The organism is Streptomyces sp. YIM 121038 (assembly GCF_006088715.1).
Classification (GTDB): domain Bacteria; phylum Actinomycetota; class Actinomycetes; order Streptomycetales; family Streptomycetaceae; genus Streptomyces.
Window position 1 is genome coordinate 829910 of sequence record NZ_CP030771.1, and the last position, 22498, is coordinate 852407.

Consider the following 22498-nt stretch of genomic DNA (forward strand, 5'->3'; position numbering starts at 1 on the left):
CCCGAACCGCCGCGCCCCCTCCTGGCGGGGCCCGGCGGCTCGGGTGGGGGTCAGCAGCTCAGGTTGTCGCCGGGGGTGGTGCCGAGGACCTGGACGAACTCCTTGTAGCGGTTGATGCGGCTCTGGACCTGGGCGGGGTTGCCGCCGTTGCACTCCAGGGTGCCGTTGATGCTGCGGATCGACTCGCCGAAGCCGTGGCCGTCGACGATGGCCTGGTGGCCCGTCACGGTGCCCGGGCCCTTCTGGGTGTTCCAGTACCACAGGCCGGTCTGCCAGGCGACGGCCGGATCCCGCTCGACCAGCCACGGGTTGTTCAGCAGGTCGATGCCGAGCGCGTCGCCCGCGGCCTTGTAGTTGAAGTTCCAGCTGAGCTGGATGGGGCCGCGGCCGTAGTAGGCGTCGTTGCCCGCGGGGCAGCCGTAGGGCTGGGTCTTGTCGCAGTAGTGCGGGTAGTTGGCCTGGTTCTGCTCGACGACGTGGACGAGCCCGCCGGTCTCGTGGCTGACGTTGGCGAGGAAGGCCGCGGCCTCCCGCTTGCGCACGGTGTCGCTGCCCGTCCTGGTGAACTCCGGGTAGGCCTTCAGCGCGTCGACCAGGCCCTGGTAGGTGTAGAAGGGCTTCCTGTTCGGGAACATCCGGTCGAACTGGGCCTGGCTCACGATGAAGCCGCTCGGGTCGGGGTTCCCGCCCCCGGTGCCGCACTCCCCCTTGTCCACCCAGACTCCCCACTCGCCGGTGGTACCGGGGGTCTCGCCCTTGGTCCACCACTTGGCCTGCCAGTTGCGCTGCCCGTGCGACACGGTGGAGCCGTTGGTGTAGACGGCGCCGGAGTCCCACGCGCCGGCGCAGGCGGGTGCCGCGGCCGGGGCGGCCGACGCCGACGACGTGGGGATCAGGGTGGCCAGGAGGGCCGCGACGCCGGTGGCGGCCGACGCCGCGAGCAACGGCCGCAGCCGTCGCACGCGTTCGCGGACCCGGGCGGCGACGCCTCTCTTCGGCTTGCGCTCGTTCAATCTCATCACTCCTCGATGCGGCAGCGAGCCACGCTGGGGGGTCGAGACGGACTGGGGCGCAGTCAACCCGGCTTGGTCTATACCAGTCAAGGTGCAGACCAGTGGGAATTCCTTTAACTCCCCTTGGGGAAGCCTTGGTTCGCGGCCAGGACCCCGTCGGTGGTGGTGACCACGGCGCAGCGGCCCGCGGCCCAGCGCAGGGCCATCGCGTGGTCGTCGGCGGAGAAGTCGGCCACGGCGTCGGCCACCACGAAGGCCTGGATGTCGCGCATCCAGGCGTCGCACGCCGTCATCAGGACGCCGATGTGGGCGTACACGCCGACGATCACCAACTGGTCGCGGCCCTGGGCGCGGAGGTCGTCGGCCAGGGACGTACGGACGAACCCGCTGTACTTCCACTTCGTGAGGACCTGGTCGCCCGGGCCCGGGGCGACGGGCCCGGCGATGGCGGCGGCCTGCGGGTCGTCGGGCAGGCCCGGCCCCCAGAAGTCCTGCTGGAGGCCGCGTTCGGCGGGGGTCTGGCCGCCGGGCTGCGCGGTGTAGACCACCGGGACGCCGACGGCGGCCGCGCGCTCCTTCAAGACGCCCACGTTGCGCAGCAGTTCGGGGACCGGCGCGGCCTCGGCGTCGTACGCGGACAGGAAGTAGTTCTGCAGGTCGTGCACGAGGAGCACGGCGCGGGCCGGGTCGACCGTCCAGTCGACGCGGTTGGCGGGCAGGTCCGCGGCGGCGGGCATGGGATAGGGGGTGATGCGGGGCAGGGCCATGGTGCGGTGCGTTCCGTCCGGGTGGGGTGCGAATCGGTGGGTCGGGTGGCGAGGGGGCAGACCCCGTCAGGGCGCGGCGGGCCGTTCGGCGGCGGCCGCCCTGAGGTCCTTCTTGGAGATCTTGCCGACGCCGGTGTGCGGGAAGGCGGTCACGAACTCGACTCGGTCGGGGACCTTGTACGCGGCGAGGCCCCGCTCGCGCACGAAGCGCTTCACGGCGACGGGCTTCAGCGGCTCCGCTCCGGGGCGCAGGATCACATAGGCGCAGGTGCGCTCGCCGAGGTAGGGGTCGGGTTCGCCGACGACGTTGGCGTCGTGGACGGCGGGGTGCGCCAGGAGGTGGTTCTCGACCTCCTCGGCCGCGATCTTCTCGCCGCCGCGGTTGATCTGGTCCTTGGCGCGGCCCTCGACGACGAGGTGGCCGGTGTCGGTGAGACGGACGATGTCCCCGGTGCGGTAGAAGCCGTCGGCGGTGAAGGAGCGGGCGTTGTGCTCGGGGGCGTTCCAGTAGCCGCGGATGGTGTACGGGCCGCGGGTCAGGAGGTGTCCGGTGGCGCCGGGCGGCAGGTCGTTGTCCTCGTCGTCGACGACGCGTATCTCGTCGTCGGGGGAGATCGGCCTGCCCTGGGTGGTGACGATCACCTCCTCGGGGTCGTCCAGGCGGGTGTAGTTGACCAGGCCCTCGGCCATGCCGAAGACCTGCTGGAGCGTGCAGCCGAGGGCCGGGCGGACCCGCCGGGCGGCCTCCTCGCTGAACTTGGCGCCGCCCACGAGGAGGACGTCGAGGCTGCTCAGGTCGTGGGCGGTGGTGGCGGCCGCCTGGGTCCACAGCAGGGCGAGCGGCGGCACGAGCCCGGTGAGGGTGACGCCTTCGGCCGCGATGAGCGAGAAGGCGGTCTCGGGGTCGGGGCGCGGGCTGAGGACGACACGGGCTCCGGCGTACAGCGCGCCGAGCGTTCCGGGCGAGGACAGCGGGAAGTTGTGGGCGGCGGGGAGCACGCACAGATAGACGCTGTGCTCGTCGACGCCGCACAGTTCGTTGGAGCCGCGCAGGGAGTAGAGGTAGTCGTCGTGGGTGCGCGGGATCAGCTTGGGCACGCCGGTGCTGCCGCCGGACAGCTGGAGGAAGGCCAGGTCGCGCGGTGCGGGCCCGGTCATGTCCACGGGGCCGCCGGTGTCCTCGCGTACGTCGTCCAGGGGTGTGAGCGGCCCCGGTTCGCCCTGGGCGACCCACACGTGCCGCAGCGTCGGCACCTCGGCGCGGACGGTGGCGGCGAGGGCGCGGTAGTCGTAGCCCCCGTGCTCGGCGGCGATGACGTAGGCGGCGGCCTCGGTGAAGCGGCAGAAGTAGGCGATCTCCGTCTCGCGGTGCGCGGGCAGCGCGAACACCGGAAGCGCGCCGATCCGGAAGAGGGCGAAGACGACCTCGAAGAACTCGGCGATGTTGGGGAGCTGGACGACGACGCGGTCGCCGGGCGCGATGCCGCGGGCGAGCATTCCGGCGGCGAGCCGGTCGGCGCGCGCGTCGAGCTCGCCGTACGTCCAGCGGCGGTCGGTGGCGGGGTCGACGATCGCGATCCGGTCCGGGTGGGCCGCGGCGCGCTCGCGCAGCATGCTCCCGAAGGTCTCGCCGCGCCACCAGCCCGCCGCGCGGTAGCGGGCGGCGAACTCCTCGGGCCAGTCGGGTGCCAGGGACCGGGCGGTCAGGGGCGTTTCGGTGCTCACAGCTCGGCTCCCACGGCGGCGAGGAACGTACGGAACTTCGCGGCGGTCTCCGCGGTCTCGGCCGCCGGCTCGGACGCGGCGACGACGCCCGCGCCCGCGTACAGGCGCAGGGAGTTCCGCTCGGCCTCCGCGCAGCGGATGGTGACGACCCACTCGCCGTCACCCGATGCGTCGCCCCAGCCGACCATGCCGGTGAAGAAGCCGCGGTCGAAGGGCTCGCTCTCGCGGATGACCTCGCGGGCGGTGGCGGTCGGCGTGCCGCACACGGCCGGGGTGGGGTGCAGGGCGCAGGCGAGTTCGAGCGCGGAGGTCTCCGGCCTCGCGAGGGTGGCGGTGACGGTCGTCGACAGGTGCCACATGGCGGCGGTGCGGATCAGGGTGGGCGCGGCCGGGACCGTCAGGTCCGCGCAGTACGGGGCGAGCGCCTGGTGCACGGCGTCGACGACGACGGCGTGCTCGTGCAGGTCCTTCGAGGACCGCAGCAGGGCCGCCGCGCGGCGCACGTCCTCCGCCAGGTCCTCGCTGCGCGGGACGGACCCGGCGAGCGGGTTGGCGACGACCTGGCGGCCGCGCCGGGACACCAGGAGTTCGGGGCTGGCGCCGATGAGGGTGCGCTCGGGGCCGGTGGGCAGGGCGAAGGTGTAGCCGCCGGGGTCGCGGCGGGCGAGGCGCTGGAGCATCGCGGCGACGTCGACCGGCTCCGCGCTGTCGAGGGCGTCGAGTTCGAGGGTGCGGGCGAGCACCACCTTGCTGAACTCGCCCCGCCACATGCGGTCGACGGCGGTGGCGACGGCCTTGCCGTAGTGCTCGGGCGCGGGCACCTGCCGGATGCGCCAGTCGGCGGCGGCCGGAGCCTGGGCGGGCAGGGCGACGAGCGGGTCGGCGGCCAGCGGCGGCGCGCTGTGCAGGGCTGCGGGCACGGCGAGCGCCGCCGGGGCGTCCTGGTCGAAGGGCACGGCGCCGATGACGACCGGGGCGTCGACGCCCGCCTCCCGGGCGGCGGCCAGGGTGTGCGCGACGCGCGCGGCCAACGGTCTTCCGTCGTGCGGCACTTCGCTGTGGACGCCCTGTCCGAGCAGGGTCCGGGTGGGGCTGCCGAGGAAGCGGGCGCCCGGCGCGTAGTCGGCGAGGAGCGCGGTGGCGGCCCCCACGGCGGGGTGGTCCGGGTCGGCCTCCACCGCCCGGCGGGCCTGGTCCGCCGCCCTGGTGGGGGCGGCCGGGGCCGGGGCGTGCGGGGCGACATCGGGTGCCGTCGACACGAGGGTCTCCGTTTCTCTCACGGTCCGTGGGCGTGCGGGCGTACGGACGCGATGGGCGTGCGGGTGCGGGTGCGGCAAAGAAGTGCGGCAAAAAAGAGGTGTGGCAAAGGGGTGTGGCAAAGGGGTGTTGTGGGCGGTGGAGCCTCAGCGGAGGGTGGCGCCGCCGTCGACGTAGAGCTCCTGCATGGTGATGTGGCGCGCCCGGTCGGAGACGAGGAAGACCACGGCGTCCGCGATGTCCCGGGGCTCGGCGATGCGGCCGAGCGGGATGCCGGTGCGGTAGGTGGCGGGGTCGCCGTCGATGACCCGCCGGGGGGCGCTTTCGTCGGTCCACAGGGCGCGTTGCATGGCGGTGTCGGTGGAGCCGGGGGCGACGACGTTGCACCGCACGCCGCTGCGGGCGAGCTCCAGGCCGAGGCACTTGGTGTACATGGCGGCCGCGGCCTTGGACGCGGCGTAGGCGGCCATGCCGGTGCGGGGCACTCCGGCGGCGTTGGAGCCGACGGTGACGACGCTGCCCCGGCCGCGCGCGGCCATGCGGGGCGTGACGGCGCGTGCGGTGTGGAGGACGCCGCTGGTGTTCACGGCGAAGGTGTCCGCCCAGTCGGCGTCGGTGAGTTCGGCGGCGGGCCCGGGGCGGAGGATTCCGGCCACGTTGACGAGGATGTCGAGCGGTCCGTGCGCGCGCTCGGTGGCGGCGACCACGGCCTCGACGGACGCGGCGTCGGTGACGTCCATGACCTGGGCGGTGATGGTGCCCGCGCCCCCGCCCCACCGGGCCGGGTCGGCGGCCCAGTCGGCGGCGAGTTCCTTGACGCCGCCGGCGTCGCGGTCGGTGGCCACCACCTGGGCGCCCTCGGCGGCCAGCGCCTCGGCGACCGCTGCGCCGATGCCCTGTCCCGCCCCGGTGACCAGGGCGGTTCTGTCGGCGAGCGCGGCGCGGGCGCCGGGTATGTGGTCAGGCATGGGCGACTCCCCCCGTATCGGTTAGGTAAGCCTAACCTAATGCAGTCGCAATGATCACCCAAGGCGCGCACATTCGGGGAACTCCTTTGGTAAGGCTAACCTCACTTGCGGCGGGCGCGATACGAGGTCGCTCCCCCAGGTCTCCGCTGAAGGGTCGCTGAAGGGCCCTTGGTCCGGGGGAAGTTCATGGCCGCCCACCGCGCCGCCCCTGCTCACACACGGGCCAGCCTGGGGTAGTCGCGCGTGAACGCCTCGGGTCCCGGGGCGGCGCCGCCGCCCTCGACGAGCAGGGCCAGATAGCCGCGGGCCGCGTGCGGGGCGAAGTCCGGACCCGCGTCGCGGTAGGCGGCACAGGCGGCGGCGAACTCCTCGGCCGTGCCGATGACGATGTCCGCCAGATACGCCTCGCCGCCCTCCGGCGACAGCGGCTCGGAGCCGAGGCGAGCGACCGTCATCGCCCTCGTCCGCTCCAGGAGCGGGACGAAGAAGTCGGCGTACTCCTTGGCGCGGTGGACGTCCGGCGCGATGACGTGGACACCGGCGCCCCGGTGGACCGCGTGCCCGGCGTCCCGCGAACCGAGCGCGTACAGATGGCTCACCAGGAACAGCGCGGTCAGCTTGGCCTGGCCGCGCAGCCCGCGCACCGGTCTCTCGTCGCCCTCGCACAGGGCCAACGCGGCCGCCACGACGGCCTCCTGGGGCGGCCGGGACACGCTGATCAGACCGTAGGCGAGGGCGAAGGAACTGCGGCGCACGTCCGCGGAGAAGTCCTCGGCCGTGAGCGCCTGGGCGGTCCGGGAAGAGCGGAGGGAGGAGCCCACGGAGGACAGCCGAGCCGGGCCGAGCGCCACCCTGCGCCCGCCGAGCAGCGTCAGCAGCGCGTCGAGCGGGAAGGGCCGGCTCACGTCGAGGAGCGTCGTCACGGCGATCAGGACCTCCCCCGACTCCCGTGCCGCGGCGGCGACGTCAGCCCCGATCGGGACGTCGTGCCAGGCGTGGACGACGCCGCCGCCGTGCCGCACGTCGACGGAGATCCGGTCCCCGTCGAGCACGGCGGACAGGGCCGGGACCGCGGGCGGCCTCCTCGACGGGAAGTCCAGGGCGAGGCCCAGCGACACGAAGGGGTCCAGCGTGGCCACGCGCCAGCCGCCGTCCCGCGCCCGGCGCAGCAGCGCGCACTCGTACGACGGGTTCACGACGAAGGTCGGCACGCCGCCCGGAGGCAGCAGGGCGCAGCCCGCCCGCCAGGACAGCAGCGGCCGCTGGGCGGACGTGCCGGGCGGGTGGTCCTGCCAGGCGGGGCGGCGGCAGCGCGGATGGTGCAGCGCGGCGGCGGCGACCGCGTCCCGTGCCTCCACCTCGAGAGCGGCCGCCGTCCACCGCCCCAGCGGGCGGCCGCAGCTCTGGCAGTCGACCGGCCACAGCTGCGCCTTGAGTTCAGCGATGACGGCCGGGCCGAGGCTGCCCTTCGTCACCGCGTCGGTCCGTAACCGGGAAACCGCCATCGCTCCGCCCGCCCCATCTCGACGTCGTCGGTCGGCGCACGCGGGCGACGGGGCCGTGCGGCGGACGCCTGTCCCCCTCCGGCGGGCGTCCGCCGCCGGGCTCCGTTCCTCGTCCGGGTACGCCGTGGCAGTGTCCTGCGCGGGGTTCGGGAGGGGTCCCGCACCCGGCGGGGCGCGTGGGTCCGGCCGGCGGGCGGGCCCTCAGCCGGCCATCGCCGGGCGCAGCACCAGTTCGCACCACGCGCGGAAGGCCGTCGGGCTCGCGGTCGCCGGGGTCCGGGGCACGCCGTCGTCGAGGCCCTCCTCCTTGGCGCGCTTCATCTCGATCAGGCCCTGGACGAACGCGTCGCCGAGGCCGTGGCCGGTGAGTTCGGCGGCGAGAGCGTCGTACGACCGGCGTTCGTAGCGAACCGGCCGGCCGAGGGTCTCGGACATGACGCGGGCCATGTCGTTCGGCGAGAGGTCCTCCGGGCCGAGGACCGGCACCTCGCCGGTGCCCGACCAGGACCGGTCGAGCAGCAGGCGGGCGGCGGCCGCCGCGATGTCCCGCGTGCTGGCCAAGGGGGCCTTGCGGTCGGCGGCACAGGTGTCGGTGAACACCCCCTCGTCGCGCAGGGAGCCCACCTCGCCCAGCAGGTTCTCCATGAACGACGGGCAGGCGAGCGCCCGGTAGGCCACGCCCGTGCTCGCGATGAGGTCGTCCATGGCCAGCGACGCCGTGACCAGTCCGGCGCGCCCGGCCAGGGGCGTGCCGCCGCCGAGCGCCGAGACGCCGACCACGTGCCGCACGCCGTGGGCCGCGAACGCCCGCGCGGCGGCACGGGTGAACCCGCTGTACGCGGACTCCAGGGTCGGCGCCGCGGGGTCCGGCGGGACGATCCACAGCACCGCGTCCGCACCGGCGAAGGCCCGGTCGACGACCTGCGGGTCGCGGTGCGAGCCGGGCACGACGTCGACGCGTGCGCGCAGCGGGGCGGAGAGCTTGGCGGGGTCCCGTACGACGACGCGGAGCGCCTCGTCGTGCGCGGGAGCCCCGTCGAGGAGGGTGTGCAGGACCTGGTTGCCGATGTTCCCCGTCGGAGCGGTGATGACGATCATGCGTCGAGTCTCGGCCGCGGCCGAACGCGCCGTCCAATACCTTCTGTTGACGATTGATACGCTCAGGGTATGGATCTTGACTTGCGCAAGCTCCGCTACTTCGTCGCCGTGGCGGACCAGCGGCACTTCGGCCGGGCCGCCGAGCGGCTCCACATCGCCCAGCCCGTCCTCAGCCGCCAGATCCGGGCCTTCGAGCGGGAGTTGGGCTGCGCGCTCTTCGTTCGTACGACGCGCAGCGTGGAGCTGACCGCCGCGGGCCGGAAGCTCCACGAGGAGGCGCGCGGGCTCACCGCGTCCGTCGAGGCGGCGCTGCGGCGGGTGCGGGACGCCGACCGGGGCGCCCGGCGCCTGGCCATCGCCTTCTCGCCCGGGCTGCACGTGTCCGAGGCGATCGTCGCGTTCACCGCGCGCCACGCGGACCTGGAGGTCGACCTCGTCCCGTCACGCTGGTGGGAGGGCGACGCCCCGCTGCGGGACGGCCGGGCCCACGTCGGCTATCTGCGCGGGCCGTTCGACACGGCGGGGCTGCGCGTCGTGCCCGTCGGGCGCGAGCCCCGGGTCGCCTGCGTGCCCGTCACGCATCGCCTCGCCCGGCGCGCGGAGTTGCTCTCGGCGGACCTCGAAGGCGAGCCGGTCCTCGACGCGCGGCGGCGGCGTACGTCGTCGGTCGAGGAGAAGTTCGAACTCATCGCCGCCGGGCACGGCGTGGCCCTCGTACCGCTGAGCGTCGCGCGGTCCTATCCCCGGCCCGACCTCGTCCACGTGCCCGTGACGGACGCCCCGCCGGTCGAGACGTGTCTCGCCGTGCCGGAGGGCGGCTGCGAGGGGCCGGTGGCCGACTTCGTGGAGGTCGCCACCACGGTGCTGCGGCAGCGTGCGGCGGCGCACGTCCCCCGGCCCGCGCGCGAGCACCCTGGAGCACCATGAGCGCCCGCCCCGCCTCAGGCCACGGCCCCGGTGCCGTGGCGGCCCGGCTCACCGGACTGGCGGCGACCGCCGAGCGGCCGCTGTCGGCCGCGCTCACCGAAGTCGTCCTCGACGGCGGGCGGGTGGTCGTGGTCAAGCGCGACGACGCGCCCGGCGCGGCGCGGGCCGAGGCGGCGGGCCTGCGCTGGCTCGCCGCCACCGGGACGGTCCGCGTGCCCGCCGTGCACGGGCGCGAAGGAGGGTGGCTGGTGATCGACCGCGTACCGACCGGCCCGGCGAGCGCCGACGCGGCGGCGCGGTTCGGCCGGGACCTGGCCGCCCTGCACGCCACCGGAGCGCCCGCCTTCGGCGCACCGCCGCCCGGCGGCCTTGAGGACGCGTACATCGGGCTCGCCCCCATGCGCAACGTTCCCGGCGACGACTGGCCGAGCTGGTACGCCGCGCACCGGGTACTGCCCTATCTGCGCCGTACCGTCGACGACGGTACGGTGCGGCCCGCCGAAGCCGCCGTGGTCGAGCGCGTCTGCGCGCGCCTTCCGGAGTTGGCCGGGCCCGCCGAACCGCCCGCCCGGCTGCACGGGGACCTGTGGAACGGCAACGTCCTGTGGGGCGCCGACGGACACGTCCGGCTGATCGACCCGGCCGCCCACGGCGGACACCGCGAGACCGACCTCGCGATGCTGGACCTGTTCGGCTGCCCGTGCCTGGAGCGGATCCTCGACGGCTACCAGCGGGCGGCGCCGCTCGCCGACGGCTGGCGGGACCGCGTCGGCCTGCACCAGCTCTTCCCGCTGCTCGTCCACGCCGTGCTCTTCGGCCGCGGGTACGCGGAGCGGGCCCTGGCCTCGGCCCGGTCGGTTCTGGCGCGCTGAGCGGCCCGTGCGGCGGCCGTAGGGGATGCGGCTTCCGCTTCCCCTCCCCGACTCCGGCGCGCCATACTGGTGGCGTGGACACTGGGGCGTCGACCGATCCGCCGCGTCGGACCGAAGGCGAGTCCGAGCGGCGAGAACTACTCCTGCGTGAGCGTGAGGAGGCCGTCGACGAACGGGAACGCGCCGCCGATGCGAGACAGGCCGCGGCCGAGACCCGCGACGCCGACGCGGAGGCACGTGACCACGCCGCCGACGCACGCGAGGACGCCGCGAACACCCGCGAAGACGCCGCCGACGCGCGCGATGGCGTCGCGAACGAACGCGGCCTCATCGCCAACGCGCGCGAGACCGCCGCAGACGCGCGCGAGGCCGCCGCAGACGCGCGCGAGGCCGCCGCAGACGCGCGCGAGGCCGCCGCAGACGCGCGCGAAACGAAAGCGGACGCGCGCGAACGCGGTCTCGACGCCCGCGAAGCGAGAGCGGACCTGCACGGTCGCGCCCTGCGCCAGGTGGTGCCCGCCGAGCGGCAGCGGTCCTACGAACACATCGCGCGGGCCCAGACCCTGATCGCCTCCAGCCAGGCGAGGCTGGACCGCAGCGAGGCGAGACTGCGCCGCGCGGACGCCCGTGACGTGCGCGAGCAGAAGGCGGTGGACCAGGAGGTCGCCGCCTCCGCGCGCCAAGCCGACGACCAACGCCGTTCCGCTCGGCCCGGGGACGCCGCGTCACGACCCGACCAGGGATAGACGGCCGTCGGCCCGCACCCTCCGCAGGGATCACCCGGCCGTGCTCATGGCAAAATCACCGGGTGCAGATCGGGATGCTGGGTCCACTGGAGGTTCGCACGGACGACGGCGTCTCGGCCGACGTGCCGGGCGCGCGGTTGCGCGGGCTGCTCGTCGCCCTCGCGCTCACACCGGGGCAGGTGGTCCCGAAGGCGTCGCTCGTCGACTGGATCTGGGGCGAGCGCCCGCCCGCCGACGCGACGAACGCCCTGCAACGCCTGGTGTCCCGGCTGCGCAAGCTGCTGCCGGACGGAGCGGTCGAGGGGCAGCCCGACGGCTATCGGCTGCGCGTGGAGCCCGACGCGGTCGACGCCGTGCGGTTCGAACGCCTCCTCGGCGCGGGCCGGGCCCGCACCGAGGACGCCTCCCGGCGGGTGCGGGTGCTGCGCGAGGCCCTCGGCCTGTGGCGCGGTGCGGCCCTGCAGGACGTCGGCCTCCAGGACAGCGAGGCGTGCGCCGCCGCGGCCGTCCGCCTCGAAGCGCTGCGCCTGACCGCCACGGAGGAGCGCGTCGACGCGGAGATCGCCCTCGGGCACGGCGCGGAGCTGGTCACGGAGCTGACCGACCTGGTCGCCGCGCACCCGGTGCGCGAACGGCTCGTCGCCGCGCTGATGCGCGCCCTGGTCGCGGCCGGTCGCGACAGCGAGGCGCTTCAGGCGTACCAGCACGCCCGGGAGGCCCTGGCCGACGCGCTCGGCGTCGACCCCTCACCGGACCTCGCCGCGCTGCACGTCGCGCTGTTGCGGGGCGAGCTGGGGCGCGACGAGCGGAAGCGGGAGCGGGCGGAAGCGGGGCGCAGGACCAATCTGCGCGCCGAGCTGACCACCTTCGTCGGCAAGGGCGGCGACGTCGCCGCGGTCCGCGAACTCGTCGCCGAGCACCGGCTGACCACGCTGATCGGGCCGGGCGGCGCGGGCAAGACGCGGCTGGCCACGGAGACCGCGCGCACGCTGCTCGACGACGTACCGGACGGGGCCTGGCTGGTGGAGCTCGCCGCCATCGGCCCCGAGGGCGACGTGGCCCAGGCGACGCTCGCCGCGCTCGACCTGCGGGACACCCTGCTCGGCGAGGCCGCGAACGCCGAGCCGACGGACCGGCTCGTCGCCGCGATCCGCGAGCGGGACGCGCTGCTGATCCTGGACAACTGCGAGCATCTGATCGAGTCCGCGGCGGTGTTCGCCCACCGGCTGCTCGGCGAGTGCCGGCGGCTGCGGATCCTCGCGACGAGCCGGGAACCGCTCGGCATCACCGGGGAGGCGCTGTGGCCGGTCGAACCGCTGGCCCTGCCCCAGCCGGACGCGGACCCGGGCGCGATCGCGTCCTCGCCCGCCGTCCAGCTGCTGCGGGACCGGGCCGGAGCCGTGCGCCGGGACCTCGCCGCCGACGCCGCCACGCTGGCGACCATGGTGCGCGTGTGCCGGGCCCTCGACGGGATGCCGCTGGCGATCGAACTGGCCGCGGCCCGTCTTCGCACCCTGTCCGTCGAGCAGCTCGCGCACCGGCTCGACGACCGGTTCCGCCTGCTGACCAGCGGCAGCCGCACCGCCCTTCCGCGGCACAAGACGCTGCGCGCGGTGGTCGACTGGAGCTGGGAGCTGCTCACCGAGGCCGAGCGGACGGTCCTGCGCAGACTGTCGGTGTTCGCGGGCGGGGCGAGTCTGGAAGCGGCCGAACGGGTCTGCGCGGACCACCCCGACACCGCCGCCGACACCGCCGCCGCCGACGGTGTCGGCTCCGTCGCGCCGGAGCAGGTCCTGGAGCTGCTCACCTCGCTGACCGAGAAGTCGCTGCTGCGCGCCGGGGGCGACGGCGCGCCGCGCTACCGCATGCTCGGCACCATCAAGGAGTACGCCGGATTCCGGCTCGCGGAGGCCGGTGAGGCGGAGTCGGCGCGCCGCGCCCACCTGGCCTACTGCACCGAACTCGCCGAGACCGCGGAGCCGCATCTGCGCCGCGCCGAGCAGTTGGAGTGGCTCGCCGTGCTGCGGGCCGAGCACGACGACATCGGGGCGGCCATGCGCGGCGCGCTCGCGGCGGGCGAGGCACAGGCGGCGATGCGGCTCGCGGCGGGCGCGGGCTGGTACTGGTGGCTCAGCGGGCACAAGACCGAGGGCCTGGAGCTGATCACCGCGGCCACGGAGACGCCCGGCGAGGTCACCGACGCGTACCGGGCCACGGTGTACGCCCTGGGCTCGATGTTCGTGACCTCCGGCCTCGGCGACGAGCACCTGGCCGCGGAGTGGATCCACCAGGCGTACCGGTTCAGCCGCGGCGCCGCGGCCGGTGGGCAGCGCCACCCGGCGATCGGGCTCGTCGCCCCGATGGAACGCCTGTTGCGGGCCCCCGACGCGTTCCTGCCCGCCTGGGAGGCGCTGCTCGCCGACGAGGACCCCTGGGTGCGCGCCCTCGCCCGGCTGCACCTGGGCAAGTTCCGGGTCGTGTTCGGCCACAAGGGGCAGGACGCGGACGCGTATCTGGAGCGGGCGCTCACCGAGTTCCGGGCGCTCGGCGAGCGGTTCGGGATCTCCTTCGCCCTCAGCGAGCTCGCGGAACGCATGGCCGTGCGCGGCGAGTTCACCACCGCGTGCGCGTACTACGAGGAGGCGGTCGAGGTCGTCACCGAGGTCGGCGCCGGGGAGGACGTCATCCGGCTGCGGTCGCGCCAGGCCCAGCTCTACTGGCTGCTCGGCGACGAGGCCGCGGGCGCCGCCGCCCTCGCCGAGGCACAGCGGTGCGCGGAGGGCGTCACCTGGCCGGGAGCGCTCGCCCTGCTGGCCCTCGCGAAGGCGGAACTCGCCCGGTGGGACGGCCGTGCCGAGGAGGCCCGGCAGCACCTCGACGCGGTGACGGCCGTGCTCGGCCGGGAGGCGGAGCAGGCGAGCATCCGCGCGGTGACGCACGACCTGCTCGCCTATCTGACCGACGACCTCGACGAGGCGAGGGCGCACCGCGCCACGGCCTGCGCGGCGGCGTCCGAGTCGGGGCACGCGCCGCTGCTCGCACAGGTGCTCGTCGGGGTCGCGGACCTGGCGCTGCGTCATGACGAGTACGCGCAGGCGGCGCGCCTGCTCGCGGCGGCCGCGGACGTGCGGGGCCTGCCGGACCGCTCCCACCCGGACGTCGTACGGATCGAGCGGACGGCGCGGAGCCGCCTCGGCGACGCGCGGTTCGCCGAGGCGGCCCTGGAGGGGGCGGGGACCGGCTGGTCCCGGTTGGTGGAGGTCACGCTCGCTTCTTGAAGGTGGCGAGGGCCCACACGTATCCGACGAGGGCGAGGCCGAGGCACCAGGCGACGGCCGCGAGCGCGTCGCCGGTCGACGGGTCGCCCGCGAGGAGCCCGCGCAGCGTCTCGATGATCGGGGTGAAGGGCTGGTACTCGGCGAACTGCCGCACGCCCGCTCCCATCGTGTCCGCCGGGACGAACGCGCTGCTCAGGAACGGCAGCATGATCAGCGGCACGGTGGCGAGCCCCGCCGACTCCGCGCTCTTGGCTGCCAGGCCCAGGGCGACGGTGAGCCAGCTGGCCCCGAAGGTGAGCAGGACGACGAGGCCGAGCACGCCGAGCCAGTCGAGGGCGCTCGCGGCCGGGTCGAACCCCATGGCGAAGGCCACCCCGACGATGGCCGCGTTGGCCACCAGGCAGCGCACGGTGGTGACGACGACCTGGCCGGTGAGGACGGCGCCGCGGGAGACGTCCATGGCCTTGAAGCGGTTGATGATGCCCTTGGCCATGTCGTCGTGGACGGCGGCCGCGGTGGAGCCGAGGCCGTAGCTGACGGCCATCACGAGCATGCCCGGCGTCGCGTAGTCGATGTAGTCCTCGCCGACCGCGAAGGCGCCGCCGAACACCTTGACGAACAACAGCATGATCACGATGGGGAACAGCACCGCGTTGAAGAGCACGAGCGGGTTGCGCAGGGTGTGCTTCAGATTGCGGCGCAGCATGATCGTCGAATCGGTCAGGGCCGTCTGGAGAGTACTCACTGGGCGGTCGCCTCCGTGCTCGGGCGCCCGGTCAGGGCGAGGAAGACATCGTCGAGGTCCGGCGTGTGCACGGAGAACTCCTGGGCGTTGATGGTGTGCCGGTCGAGCCGGTCGAGCAGGGCCCGCAGCGACTTCGACTCGCCGTCGCTCGGCACCCGCAGGATCAGCTCCTGCTCGTCCCGCGCGGCCCCGGCCAGGATCCGCGCCGCCGCGTCGAGCCCGGACCGGTCGGCGAAGCGGAGCCGGACGTGGGTGCCGGGGACCTGGCGCTTGAGCTCCTCGGGGGTGCCCTGGGCGACCAGGCGGCCCTGGTCGAGCACGACGATCCGGTCGGCGAGCTGATCGGCCTCTTCCAGGTACTGGGTGGTGAGGAAGAGGGTGGTGCCCTCGGCCACCAGCTCGCGGACGATCCCCCACATCGTGCGCCTGCTGCGCGGGTCGAGACCCGTCGTCGGCTCGTCGAGGAAGATGATCCGCGGGCTGCCGACCAGCGTCATCGCCAGGTCCAGCTTCCTGCGCATGCCGCCGGAGTAGGTCGCGGCCAGCTTGTCGGCCGACTCCGCCAGGTCGAACCGGTCGAGCAGCTCCCCGACCACCCGGCGGCCGGAGCGCACGCGCTTCAGGTCCGCCATCATCCGCAGGTTCTCGCGGCCGGTGAGCAGCTCGTCGACGGCGGCGAACTGTCCGGTCACGCCGATGGCCGCGCGCACCTCCTTGGTCGCGGCCGCCACGTCGTGCCCGGCGACGCGGACCGTCCCGGCGTCGGGCTCGGCCAGCGTCGCCAGGACGTTCACCGTCGTGGTCTTGCCCGCCCCGTTCGGGCCGAGCATGGAGAAGACCGATCCCTCGGCGACGTCGAAGTCGATGCCGTCGAGCACGACCCGGTCGCCGTACGTCTTGCGCAGCCCCGAGACTGCGATTGCCGAACTCTTCATGCCCCTACCGTCGCGGCCGGGCCTGACACGCCCCTGTCACTGCCCTGACACGGCGGCCGACACGGCTGACACGGCCGACACGGGGGGCGGAGTCGACGACTGTCACGCGGGGTCGGAGTCGACGGCCGACAGCACCTCCTTGACGACGGGCCCGGCGGAGGCACCGCCCGTGCGGCCCTTCTCGACGACGGCGGCGATGGCGACGTTGCCGCGGTGGGCGACCATCCAGCCGTTGTTCGGGGTGCCCTCGGCGACCTCGGCGGTGCCGGTCTTGGCACCGACCGCGCCGGACAGCCCGGCGAGGCCGCGGGCGGTGCCGTCGGTGACGGTCGTCCGCATCAGGGACCGCAGCGCGCCGGTCACCTCACGGGGCAGGGCCCGCGTCCTGGTCGTGTCCTTCTGCCCCGGCACGAGGGTGGGCTGGCGGAAGGTTCCGGAGGCGGCGGTGGCCGTCACCGACGCCATCACCAGCGGGTTCGCCAGGACACGGCCCTGCCCGATCATGGCAGCGGCCTTCTCCGTCTCGTCCCGGGGCGCGGGCACGGCCCCGTCGAAGGACGGCACGCCCGTGCGCCAGCGCTGCCCGATGCCGAAGTACCGCTTCGCGACGTCGCCCAGGCCGTCGTCGGGGAGCTTGCCGCGCAGCCCGATGAAGGCCGTGTTGCAGGACTCGGCGAAGTCCTCCCGGAAGGTGGCGCCGCGGTGCTCGGACTTCTCCACGTTGTGGAACTGCTTGCCGACGGTGAGGTAGCGCGGGCAGTCCACGGTGTCGCCGGGCGCGACGGCGCCCTTGAGGAGCAGCGCGCTCGTGGTGACGACCTTGAAGGTGGAGCCCGGGGCGTAGGTGCCGGACAGGGCGCGGTTGAAGCCGGTGGCCGGGGAGTTGGCCACGGCCAGGATCTCGCCGTTGTCGATCCGCAGGGCGACGAGGGCGGCGTCCTTGCCCTTGGCCCCGGCCGCGAGGGCCCGTTCGGCGGCGGACTGCCAGGCGGGGTCGAGGGTGGTGGCGACCGGCTTCGTGGGGGTGCGGGCGCGCCGCGCGCCGAAGGTGGCCTCCGTGCCGGTGACTTCGCCACTGGTGCGGTCGACGCGGTGGATCGCGCCGCGGGGCCCGGCTCCGGCAGCGCCGGACAGCTGGGCGAGGACGGGCGCCAGGGACGGGTGGGTGTCGCCGGAGAGCGCCGCGCCCCTGCGGTCGTTGACCCTGGCGGCGCCGGTGTCCTCGCGCTCCAGGCGGAACTTCTGCGTGTCGCTCAGCTTCGGGTGGACGACGGACAGCTTCCAGTCCACGGCCCAGGTGCCGTCGTCCCGCTCGCGCAGCGGGAGTCGGGAGCGGTAGGTCCAGGTCCCGAGGCCGGTGACGGGCATCGTGGCGGTGAAGGGCACGGTCACGGTGCCGTCCTCGTCGGCGGTGGCCTCGCCCGCCCGCAGCTCGGGCTCGGCGATGTCGAGGCCGGTGGTGAAGTTGCGCAGCACGCGCTCCGCCTGCCCGGGGCTCGACGTGAGCCGGGCCGCCCGCGCCAGGCGGCCCGCCGACCAGTCGGCCAGGAACGCCCGCGCCTGCGCGGTGGCCTCGGGCGCGGCCTTCGGTGCCTTCGGCGACTTCGGCGCGAAGGGCCCGAGGTCGGTCGCGTACGCCGTACCGGCGGCGAGTGCGACGGCCGTGCCCGCCGCGACGGCCGCGCGGGTCCCGCGGGCCCTGCGGGCAGGGGCGCCGCGGCCGTAGGTGGTGCCTTCGGTGTCGTTCATCAAGGGCTCCCTGGTGGCGGCTACGCCATCGAGTCGGCGACCACGGACGCGGCCTCGGCGATCAGCTTGTCGTCGGGGGCGGCGTCCTTGTCGCCGCGGTGCGACAGGATCGCCACGACGAGGGGAGCGGCGTCGGGGCGCCACACGACGGCGATGTCGTTGCGGGCGCCGTAGTAGCTGCCGGTTCCCGTCTTGTCGCCGACCACCCAGTTCTTGGGGACCCCGGCCTTGATGACGTGGTCCCCGGTGGTGTTGGTCTTCAGCCAGGTGGCGAGCTGGGCGCGCTCGGGCCCGGCGAGGACGTCGCCGAGTACGTACGCGCGCAGGTCCTTCGCCAGGGCGCGTGCCGTGCTCGTGTCCCGCTTCTCGCCCGGCACCCACCGGCTCAGCAAGGGCTCGACGCGCTCCATCCGGGTCACGTCGTCGCCGATCCGCTCCAGGGCGGCGTCCAGGCCCTTGGGGCCGCCGAGCTTGTCGAAGAGCAGGTTGGCCGCGGTGTTGTCGCTGTAGCGGACGGCCGCGTCGCACAGCGCGCGCAGGGTCATGCCGGTGTCGACGTGCTTCTCGGTGATGGGCGAGTAGGTGACCAGGTCGTCCTTGGAGTACTTCACCACCTGGTCCATCTTGTCCGGCGCGTACGAGCGCAGCGTCTCCCCGGCGGCCAGGGCCTTGAAGGTGGAGTTGTACGCGAAGCGGCGTCCGTCGTGGTACGCCACCTCGCGGCCGGTGCCGGTGTCGACGGCGTACACGCCGAGCCGCGCGTCGAACTTGCGCTCCAGCTTCTTGAACGCGCGGGCGTACGACGCGGTGTCCGCCTGCGCCGCGGACCTCTCGGTCCGCTGCGCGGGCTTCTCGCCGCGGTCCGCGGTCGGCCGCTCGGCCGCCGAAGCCGGGGAGTCGCCCTGGCCGCAGGCCACGAGCGGCACGAGGACGAGGGCGGTGACGGCGCCGAGGGCGGCGCGCCGGACGCGGGAGTGCTGCATGGTCAACCTCCAAGGAGCCCCGCTCGCGGGGCACGGGGAACGGAGCGGCACGGCCCCGTTCCGGCGTGTGGTGATCAGTGCCGGGACCACCCTCGCCCGAGGCTTCCCATGCGGTCCAATACGCTTGTGCGCGGTTCCATGCCGATCTGGCATAGGGTGCGGGCGTGGATCTCGTAGGAGCGTGCCGGGCGTTCGTCAGCGTCAGTGAGCGCGGCAGTTTCACCGTGGGAGCGGCGGCGGCCCGCATGTCCCAGTCGGTGGCCAGCCGCCGCGTCGCCGCGCTCGAGGAGCGCTTCGGCGAGCCGCTGTTCGAGCGGACCTCGCGGCGGGCCGTCCTCACGCCCTTCGGCCGGGACATGCTGCCGACGGCGAGGCAGCTGGTGCAGGCCGCGGACGTGCTGCTCAGCGAGGCGGAGGCCGCACGGCGCAAGCCGTGGCGGCTCGCGGTGCCCGGGATCTGCCCCACCGCCGCCCTGGCCCGCCTCGTCGCCGAGGCGCGCGAGCACGAGGTGACGCTCGATCTGCGCGTGGCCCCGCCGGCGCAGCGCCGGGAGCTGCTCCACGCCCAGCAGGTGCGGGCCGCGCTGCTCGCGGTGCCCGCCGACGAGGCCACCTGGTCCGTGCCGCTCGGCGTCGCCACCGCCCAGGACCCCGGCGTGCGGCGCGTCTATCTGGAGACGCTGCGGCTCGGCCGCGGCGCGACGGGCCCGGCCCGCCGCGTCTGGATCCAGCCCGAGGACGACGTGCCGCACATCCGCGACCCGCTGACACGGCTGCGCGACGCGCTGGGCCTGCGGCCCGCGCAGCTCGTCGCCGCGGCGGACCTGACGGGCGCCGCCGCCGAGGCCCTGGGCGGGCACGACCTGCTGCTCTGCTCCCCCGCGCAGGCCGCCGAACTCGGCCTGGTCTGGCGGCCGATCGGCGAGCTCGCGCTCAGCCGGGGGTTCGCGCTCGCCGCCGCGGCGGAGGGCAACCCGCAGCACCTCCGGGCCCGCCTGGGCGAAGCCATCACGCGCTGCCTCGGCGCCGCCGTCCAGGCGCCCGTACCGGAGGGCCAGGCGACCGCACCGGAGATCCAGACGATCAATGGGGGGATCCGCCCCCGCACCCCGGAAGGGACCCGTCCCCGCACCCCGGAAGGGAAGACCACGTGAACCCCGAGGCGCTCCTGCGCGAGCTGCGCCAAGAGCTGAGCGACGGCGGCCTGCACGGCTGCTTCCTCGTACGGGACCTGCACACCGGTGACGAGCTCGGCCTCGAACCCGACACCCAGCTCCCCGCCGCCTCCCTGGTCAAGATCCCGCTCGCCCTCGCGACGGCGGAGCGCATCCGGCGCGGCGAGCTCGACGGGGCGACGGCGCTCGACGTGCGGCCCGGCCGGATCACCACGCCCGGCCCGACCGGTGTGAGCCGCTTCCGTCACCCCGCCCGCATCGCGATCGACGACCTGCTGTACCTGAGCACGTCCGTGAGCGACGGGTCGGCCGCCGACGCGCTGTTCGACCTCACCCCGCCCGCCCGGGTCGCCGCCGTCCTCGACGACCTCGGCCTGCGCGGCTTCGCCGTCCGGCACGACACGCGCGAGCTGTCCGACACCCCCACGGAGCGCTTCGCCGCCGCGCAGGCCCACCTCGCCCACGCCCTGGCCATCGACGCGGGCACCAGCGGCCGCGGGCACCGTCTTCCGCAGCTCGACACCACCCGCGCCAACACCGGCAGCGCCCGCGCCTACGTCGACCTGCTCCAGGCCCTGTGGACGCCGTCGGCGATCCACCCCGAGGTGGCCGGGCGCGTGCGCGAGCTCATGGGCAACAACCTGATCCGGCACCGGCTCACCCCCGACTTCAGCTCCGACGCGACGACCTGGTCGTCGAAGACCGGCACCCTCCTCAACCTCCGCCACGAGGTCGGCGTGGTCGAGCACGCCGACGGCCAGGCCTTCGCCGTCGCCGCCCTCACCGAGTCCCTGGTCCCGGCCTCCGCCCAGCCCGGCGCCGACGCCCTCATGGCCCAGGTCGCCCGCTCCCTGCGGGACCACCTGCGCCAGCTCTAGTACCGCATCGCGACTCCGGTTCAGCCGACCTCGTACGTCCGGGCGAGCGCGCCCACCGTCGCCGCCATCGCCTCGCGCAGCGCCGCCGGGGCGACGGCCTCCACGTCGGTGCCGAGGCGCAGGAGTTCGCCGCGGGCGTGCTCGACGCTCTCGATCGGGACGACCGCCTCCACCCAGCCGTCGTCGCCGACCGGCGTCGCGGTGGCCTCGACCGCCCGCACGACCTCCGGCGGCGCGTTGTCCGGCAGCCGGCGGCGCCCTCGCGGGGACAGCCGTACGGTGGCCGTGCCGGTGTGGCGCCGCTGCTCGAAGTCCTCGACGTAGGCGGCCCAGTAGGCGCCGAGGTCGAAGCCGTCCGGCCGCTCGAACCGCTCGTCGGCCGGTACGGCGTCCAGGACTTGGGTGACCCGGTAGGTCGCGACGCGGCTCTCGGTGAGGGCGGCCACCAGGTACCAGACGCCGGACTTGAGCACGAGTCCGTAGGGGCGCAGCCGGCGCCGCACCTCCTGCGGCGCGCGCCAGCGGCGGTAGCGCACGTCCACCGCGCGCCGGGTGAGCACCGCGTCGACGAACAGCGGCAGGTACGGCGTCTCCTCGGCCTCCCGGTACCAGCTGGGGGCGTCCACGTGGAAGACCGCCGCGGTCCGCTCCGCCTCCGCGCGCGGCCCCTCGGGCAGCGCCGCCAGCAGCTTGAGCCGTGCCGCCGCCACCTCGTCGCCCAGGCCCAGGTCGGCGGCGGGGCCGGGGAGTCCGGCGAAGAACAGGGCCCGGGCCTCGCCCTCGCTCATGCCGGTGAGCCGGGTGCGGTAGCCGTCGAGCAGCTGGTAGCCGCCCGCGCGGCCCGGCTCCGCGTACACCGGGACACCGGCGTCCTGGAGCCGCGCCAGGTCGCGGTAGGCGGTGCGCACGGACACGCCCAGCTCGTCGGCGATCCCGCGCGCGGACATGCGGCCGCGGGACTGCAGCAACAGGAGCACCGAAAGCAGTCGACCGGCAGACATGCGGGCATCCTCCCGCGAAACACTGACAGCCCCTGGCACACGGCCCCCTTAACGTCGGTCCGCGACACCCCCTGTCCCCTTTCCTCCGGTCTGCCAGGAGCCCTCCATGCCGCGCACCACCCCGCCCGCCGGTCCCGCCGACCGCCCCTCGGTGATCGAACTCCGTCAGTACACGCTCCGCCCCGGCCGCCGCGACGAACTCATCGCCCTGTTCGACCGGGAGCTGGTCGAGCCCCAGGAGGACACCGGGATGGCCGTCCTCGGCCAGTTCCGCGATCTGGACGCCCCCGACCGCTTCGTGTGGCTGCGCGGGTTCCGCGACATGGCGACGCGCCACCGGGCGCTGACGTCGTTCTACGGGGGTCCCGTCTGGGCCGAGCACGGGCCGCGGGCGAACAGCACCATGGTCGATTCCGACGACGTCCTGCTGCTGCGCCCCCTGGCGGACGGGAGCGGCCTCGCGCCGCGCCCGGAGGCCCGGCCCGGTCGTGACGCGGCCGCGCCGGACCGCTTCGTGTCCGCCACCGTCTGGTCCTTCCCGCCGGGGCGCGACACGGGCGTCGAGCTGATCCGCGGCGGACTCCTTCCCGCCCTGGCGGCCACGGGGCCCGCTCCCCTGGCCGCCCTCACCACCGAGACGGCGCCCAACACCTTCTCGCGCCTTCCGGTGCGCACCGGCGAGAACGCCGTCGTCGTCCTCACGTCGTACGCGGACGAGGACGCCTGCCGACGCCACCGTGCCGCCGTACGGGCCGACCGGCTGGTGCGCGACGAGATCCTGCCGGGCGTCGAGCGGGAACAGACCGCGCCTGCGCAGCAGTTGCGGCTCGCGCCCACGGCCCGCTCGCTCATCGGGACCGCGCGCTGAGGGGCGCC

At 74.9% G+C, this 22498-nt stretch carries 19 protein-coding genes; 7 read left to right on the plus strand and 12 right to left on the minus strand.

Going from position 1 to position 22498, the window contains the following annotated elements:
* Positions 1-50: 50 nt before the first annotated feature.
* The 7 genes from C9F11_RS03355 to C9F11_RS03385 all read right to left on the minus strand — a co-directional run bounded on the left by C9F11_RS03355 (position 51) and on the right by C9F11_RS03385 (position 8333).
* The gene (locus C9F11_RS03355) at positions 51-1019 is read right to left on the minus strand and encodes a glycoside hydrolase family 19 protein (protein WP_138957832.1); all 969 of its coding nucleotides are present in this window, start codon (positions 1017-1019) and stop codon (positions 51-53) included.
* 107 nt (positions 1020-1126) lie between these two features.
* Positions 1127-1780, minus strand: a complete 654-nt coding sequence (locus C9F11_RS03360; protein WP_138957833.1) for an isochorismatase family protein — start codon at positions 1778-1780, stop codon at positions 1127-1129.
* Positions 1781-1846: 66 nt separating this feature from the next.
* On the minus strand, positions 1847-3505 hold the full coding sequence (locus tag C9F11_RS03365; RefSeq protein ID WP_249401578.1) for a (2,3-dihydroxybenzoyl)adenylate synthase: 1659 nt from the start codon (positions 3503-3505) through the stop codon (positions 1847-1849).
* Complete coding sequence (gene dhbC / locus C9F11_RS03370) at positions 3502-4683, minus strand: isochorismate synthase DhbC (protein ID WP_138966005.1); 1182 nt, start codon at positions 4681-4683, stop codon at positions 3502-3504. The genes C9F11_RS03365 and dhbC overlap by 4 nt, the downstream gene beginning before the upstream one ends.
* Positions 4684-4908: 225 nt before the next feature.
* Complete coding sequence (locus C9F11_RS03375; protein ID WP_138957834.1) at positions 4909-5730, minus strand: 2,3-dihydro-2,3-dihydroxybenzoate dehydrogenase; 822 nt, start codon at positions 5728-5730, stop codon at positions 4909-4911.
* 212 nt (positions 5731-5942) lie between these two features.
* Positions 5943-7205 (minus strand): hypothetical protein, encoded by a 1263-nt coding sequence (locus C9F11_RS03380; RefSeq protein WP_138957835.1) that lies wholly within the window; start codon positions 7203-7205, stop codon positions 5943-5945.
* 231 nt (positions 7206-7436) lie between these two features.
* The gene (locus tag C9F11_RS03385; protein ID WP_138957836.1) at positions 7437-8333 is read right to left on the minus strand and encodes an NAD(P)H-binding protein; all 897 of its coding nucleotides are present in this window, start codon (positions 8331-8333) and stop codon (positions 7437-7439) included.
* Positions 8334-8402: 69 nt separating this feature from the next.
* Here C9F11_RS03385 and C9F11_RS03390 point away from each other — a divergent pair, with 69 nt between their 5' ends.
* From C9F11_RS03390 to C9F11_RS03405, 4 genes are all read left to right on the plus strand, one after another.
* A complete protein-coding gene (locus C9F11_RS03390; protein WP_138957837.1) occupies positions 8403-9260 on the plus strand; it encodes a LysR family transcriptional regulator in 858 nt (285 codons plus the stop codon).
* Positions 9257-10132 (plus strand): fructosamine kinase family protein, encoded by an 876-nt coding sequence (locus C9F11_RS03395; RefSeq protein ID WP_138957838.1) that lies wholly within the window; start codon positions 9257-9259, stop codon positions 10130-10132. Before C9F11_RS03390 ends, C9F11_RS03395 begins: the two co-directional genes overlap by 4 nt.
* Positions 10133-10206: 74 nt before the next feature.
* The gene (locus tag C9F11_RS03400) at positions 10207-10878 is read left to right on the plus strand and encodes a hypothetical protein (RefSeq protein ID WP_138957839.1); all 672 of its coding nucleotides are present in this window, start codon (positions 10207-10209) and stop codon (positions 10876-10878) included.
* Between the two features lie 62 nt (positions 10879-10940).
* Entirely contained in the window at positions 10941-14156 is a 3216-nt protein-coding gene (locus C9F11_RS03405) for a BTAD domain-containing putative transcriptional regulator (RefSeq protein WP_138957840.1), read from the plus strand.
* On the opposite strand, the gene C9F11_RS03410 is transcribed toward C9F11_RS03405, so the two are convergent.
* From C9F11_RS03410 to bla, 4 genes are all read right to left on the minus strand, one after another.
* The gene (locus tag C9F11_RS03410; protein WP_212767794.1) at positions 14140-14901 is read right to left on the minus strand and encodes an ABC transporter permease; all 762 of its coding nucleotides are present in this window, start codon (positions 14899-14901) and stop codon (positions 14140-14142) included. The genes C9F11_RS03405 and C9F11_RS03410 overlap by 17 nt on opposite strands.
* Positions 14898-15836 (minus strand): ATP-binding cassette domain-containing protein, encoded by a 939-nt coding sequence (locus C9F11_RS03415; protein ID WP_138957841.1) that lies wholly within the window; start codon positions 15834-15836, stop codon positions 14898-14900. Before C9F11_RS03415 ends, C9F11_RS03410 begins: the two co-directional genes overlap by 4 nt.
* 102 nt (positions 15837-15938) lie before the next feature.
* Positions 15939-17585, minus strand: coding sequence for a penicillin-binding transpeptidase domain-containing protein (locus C9F11_RS03420; RefSeq protein WP_138957842.1), 1647 nt, complete (start codon positions 17583-17585; stop codon positions 15939-15941).
* 20 nt (positions 17586-17605) lie between these two features.
* Positions 17606-18568, minus strand: a complete 963-nt coding sequence (gene bla / locus C9F11_RS03425) for a class A beta-lactamase (protein ID WP_138957843.1) — start codon at positions 18566-18568, stop codon at positions 17606-17608.
* Between the two features lie 164 nt (positions 18569-18732).
* On the opposite strand from bla, the gene C9F11_RS03430 reads away from it, so the two are divergent.
* Positions 18733-19722 carry a LysR family transcriptional regulator gene (locus tag C9F11_RS03430; protein WP_138957844.1) on the plus strand — a complete coding sequence of 330 codons (990 nt, stop codon included), beginning with the start codon at positions 18733-18735 and terminating at the stop codon, positions 19720-19722.
* Positions 19719-20621 (plus strand): serine hydrolase, encoded by a 903-nt coding sequence (locus C9F11_RS03435; RefSeq protein WP_138957845.1) that lies wholly within the window; start codon positions 19719-19721, stop codon positions 20619-20621. Before C9F11_RS03430 ends, C9F11_RS03435 begins: the two co-directional genes overlap by 4 nt.
* Positions 20622-20641: 20 nt before the next feature.
* Here the strand turns inward: C9F11_RS03435 and C9F11_RS03440 are convergent, their stop codons facing one another.
* A complete protein-coding gene (locus tag C9F11_RS03440; protein ID WP_138957846.1) occupies positions 20642-21622 on the minus strand; it encodes a WYL domain-containing protein in 981 nt (326 codons plus the stop codon).
* 106 nt (positions 21623-21728) lie between these two features.
* Here C9F11_RS03440 and C9F11_RS03445 point away from each other — a divergent pair, with 106 nt between their 5' ends.
* Entirely contained in the window at positions 21729-22490 is a 762-nt protein-coding gene (locus tag C9F11_RS03445) for an NIPSNAP family protein (protein ID WP_138957847.1), read from the plus strand.
* The last annotated feature ends 8 nt before the right edge of the window (positions 22491-22498 follow it).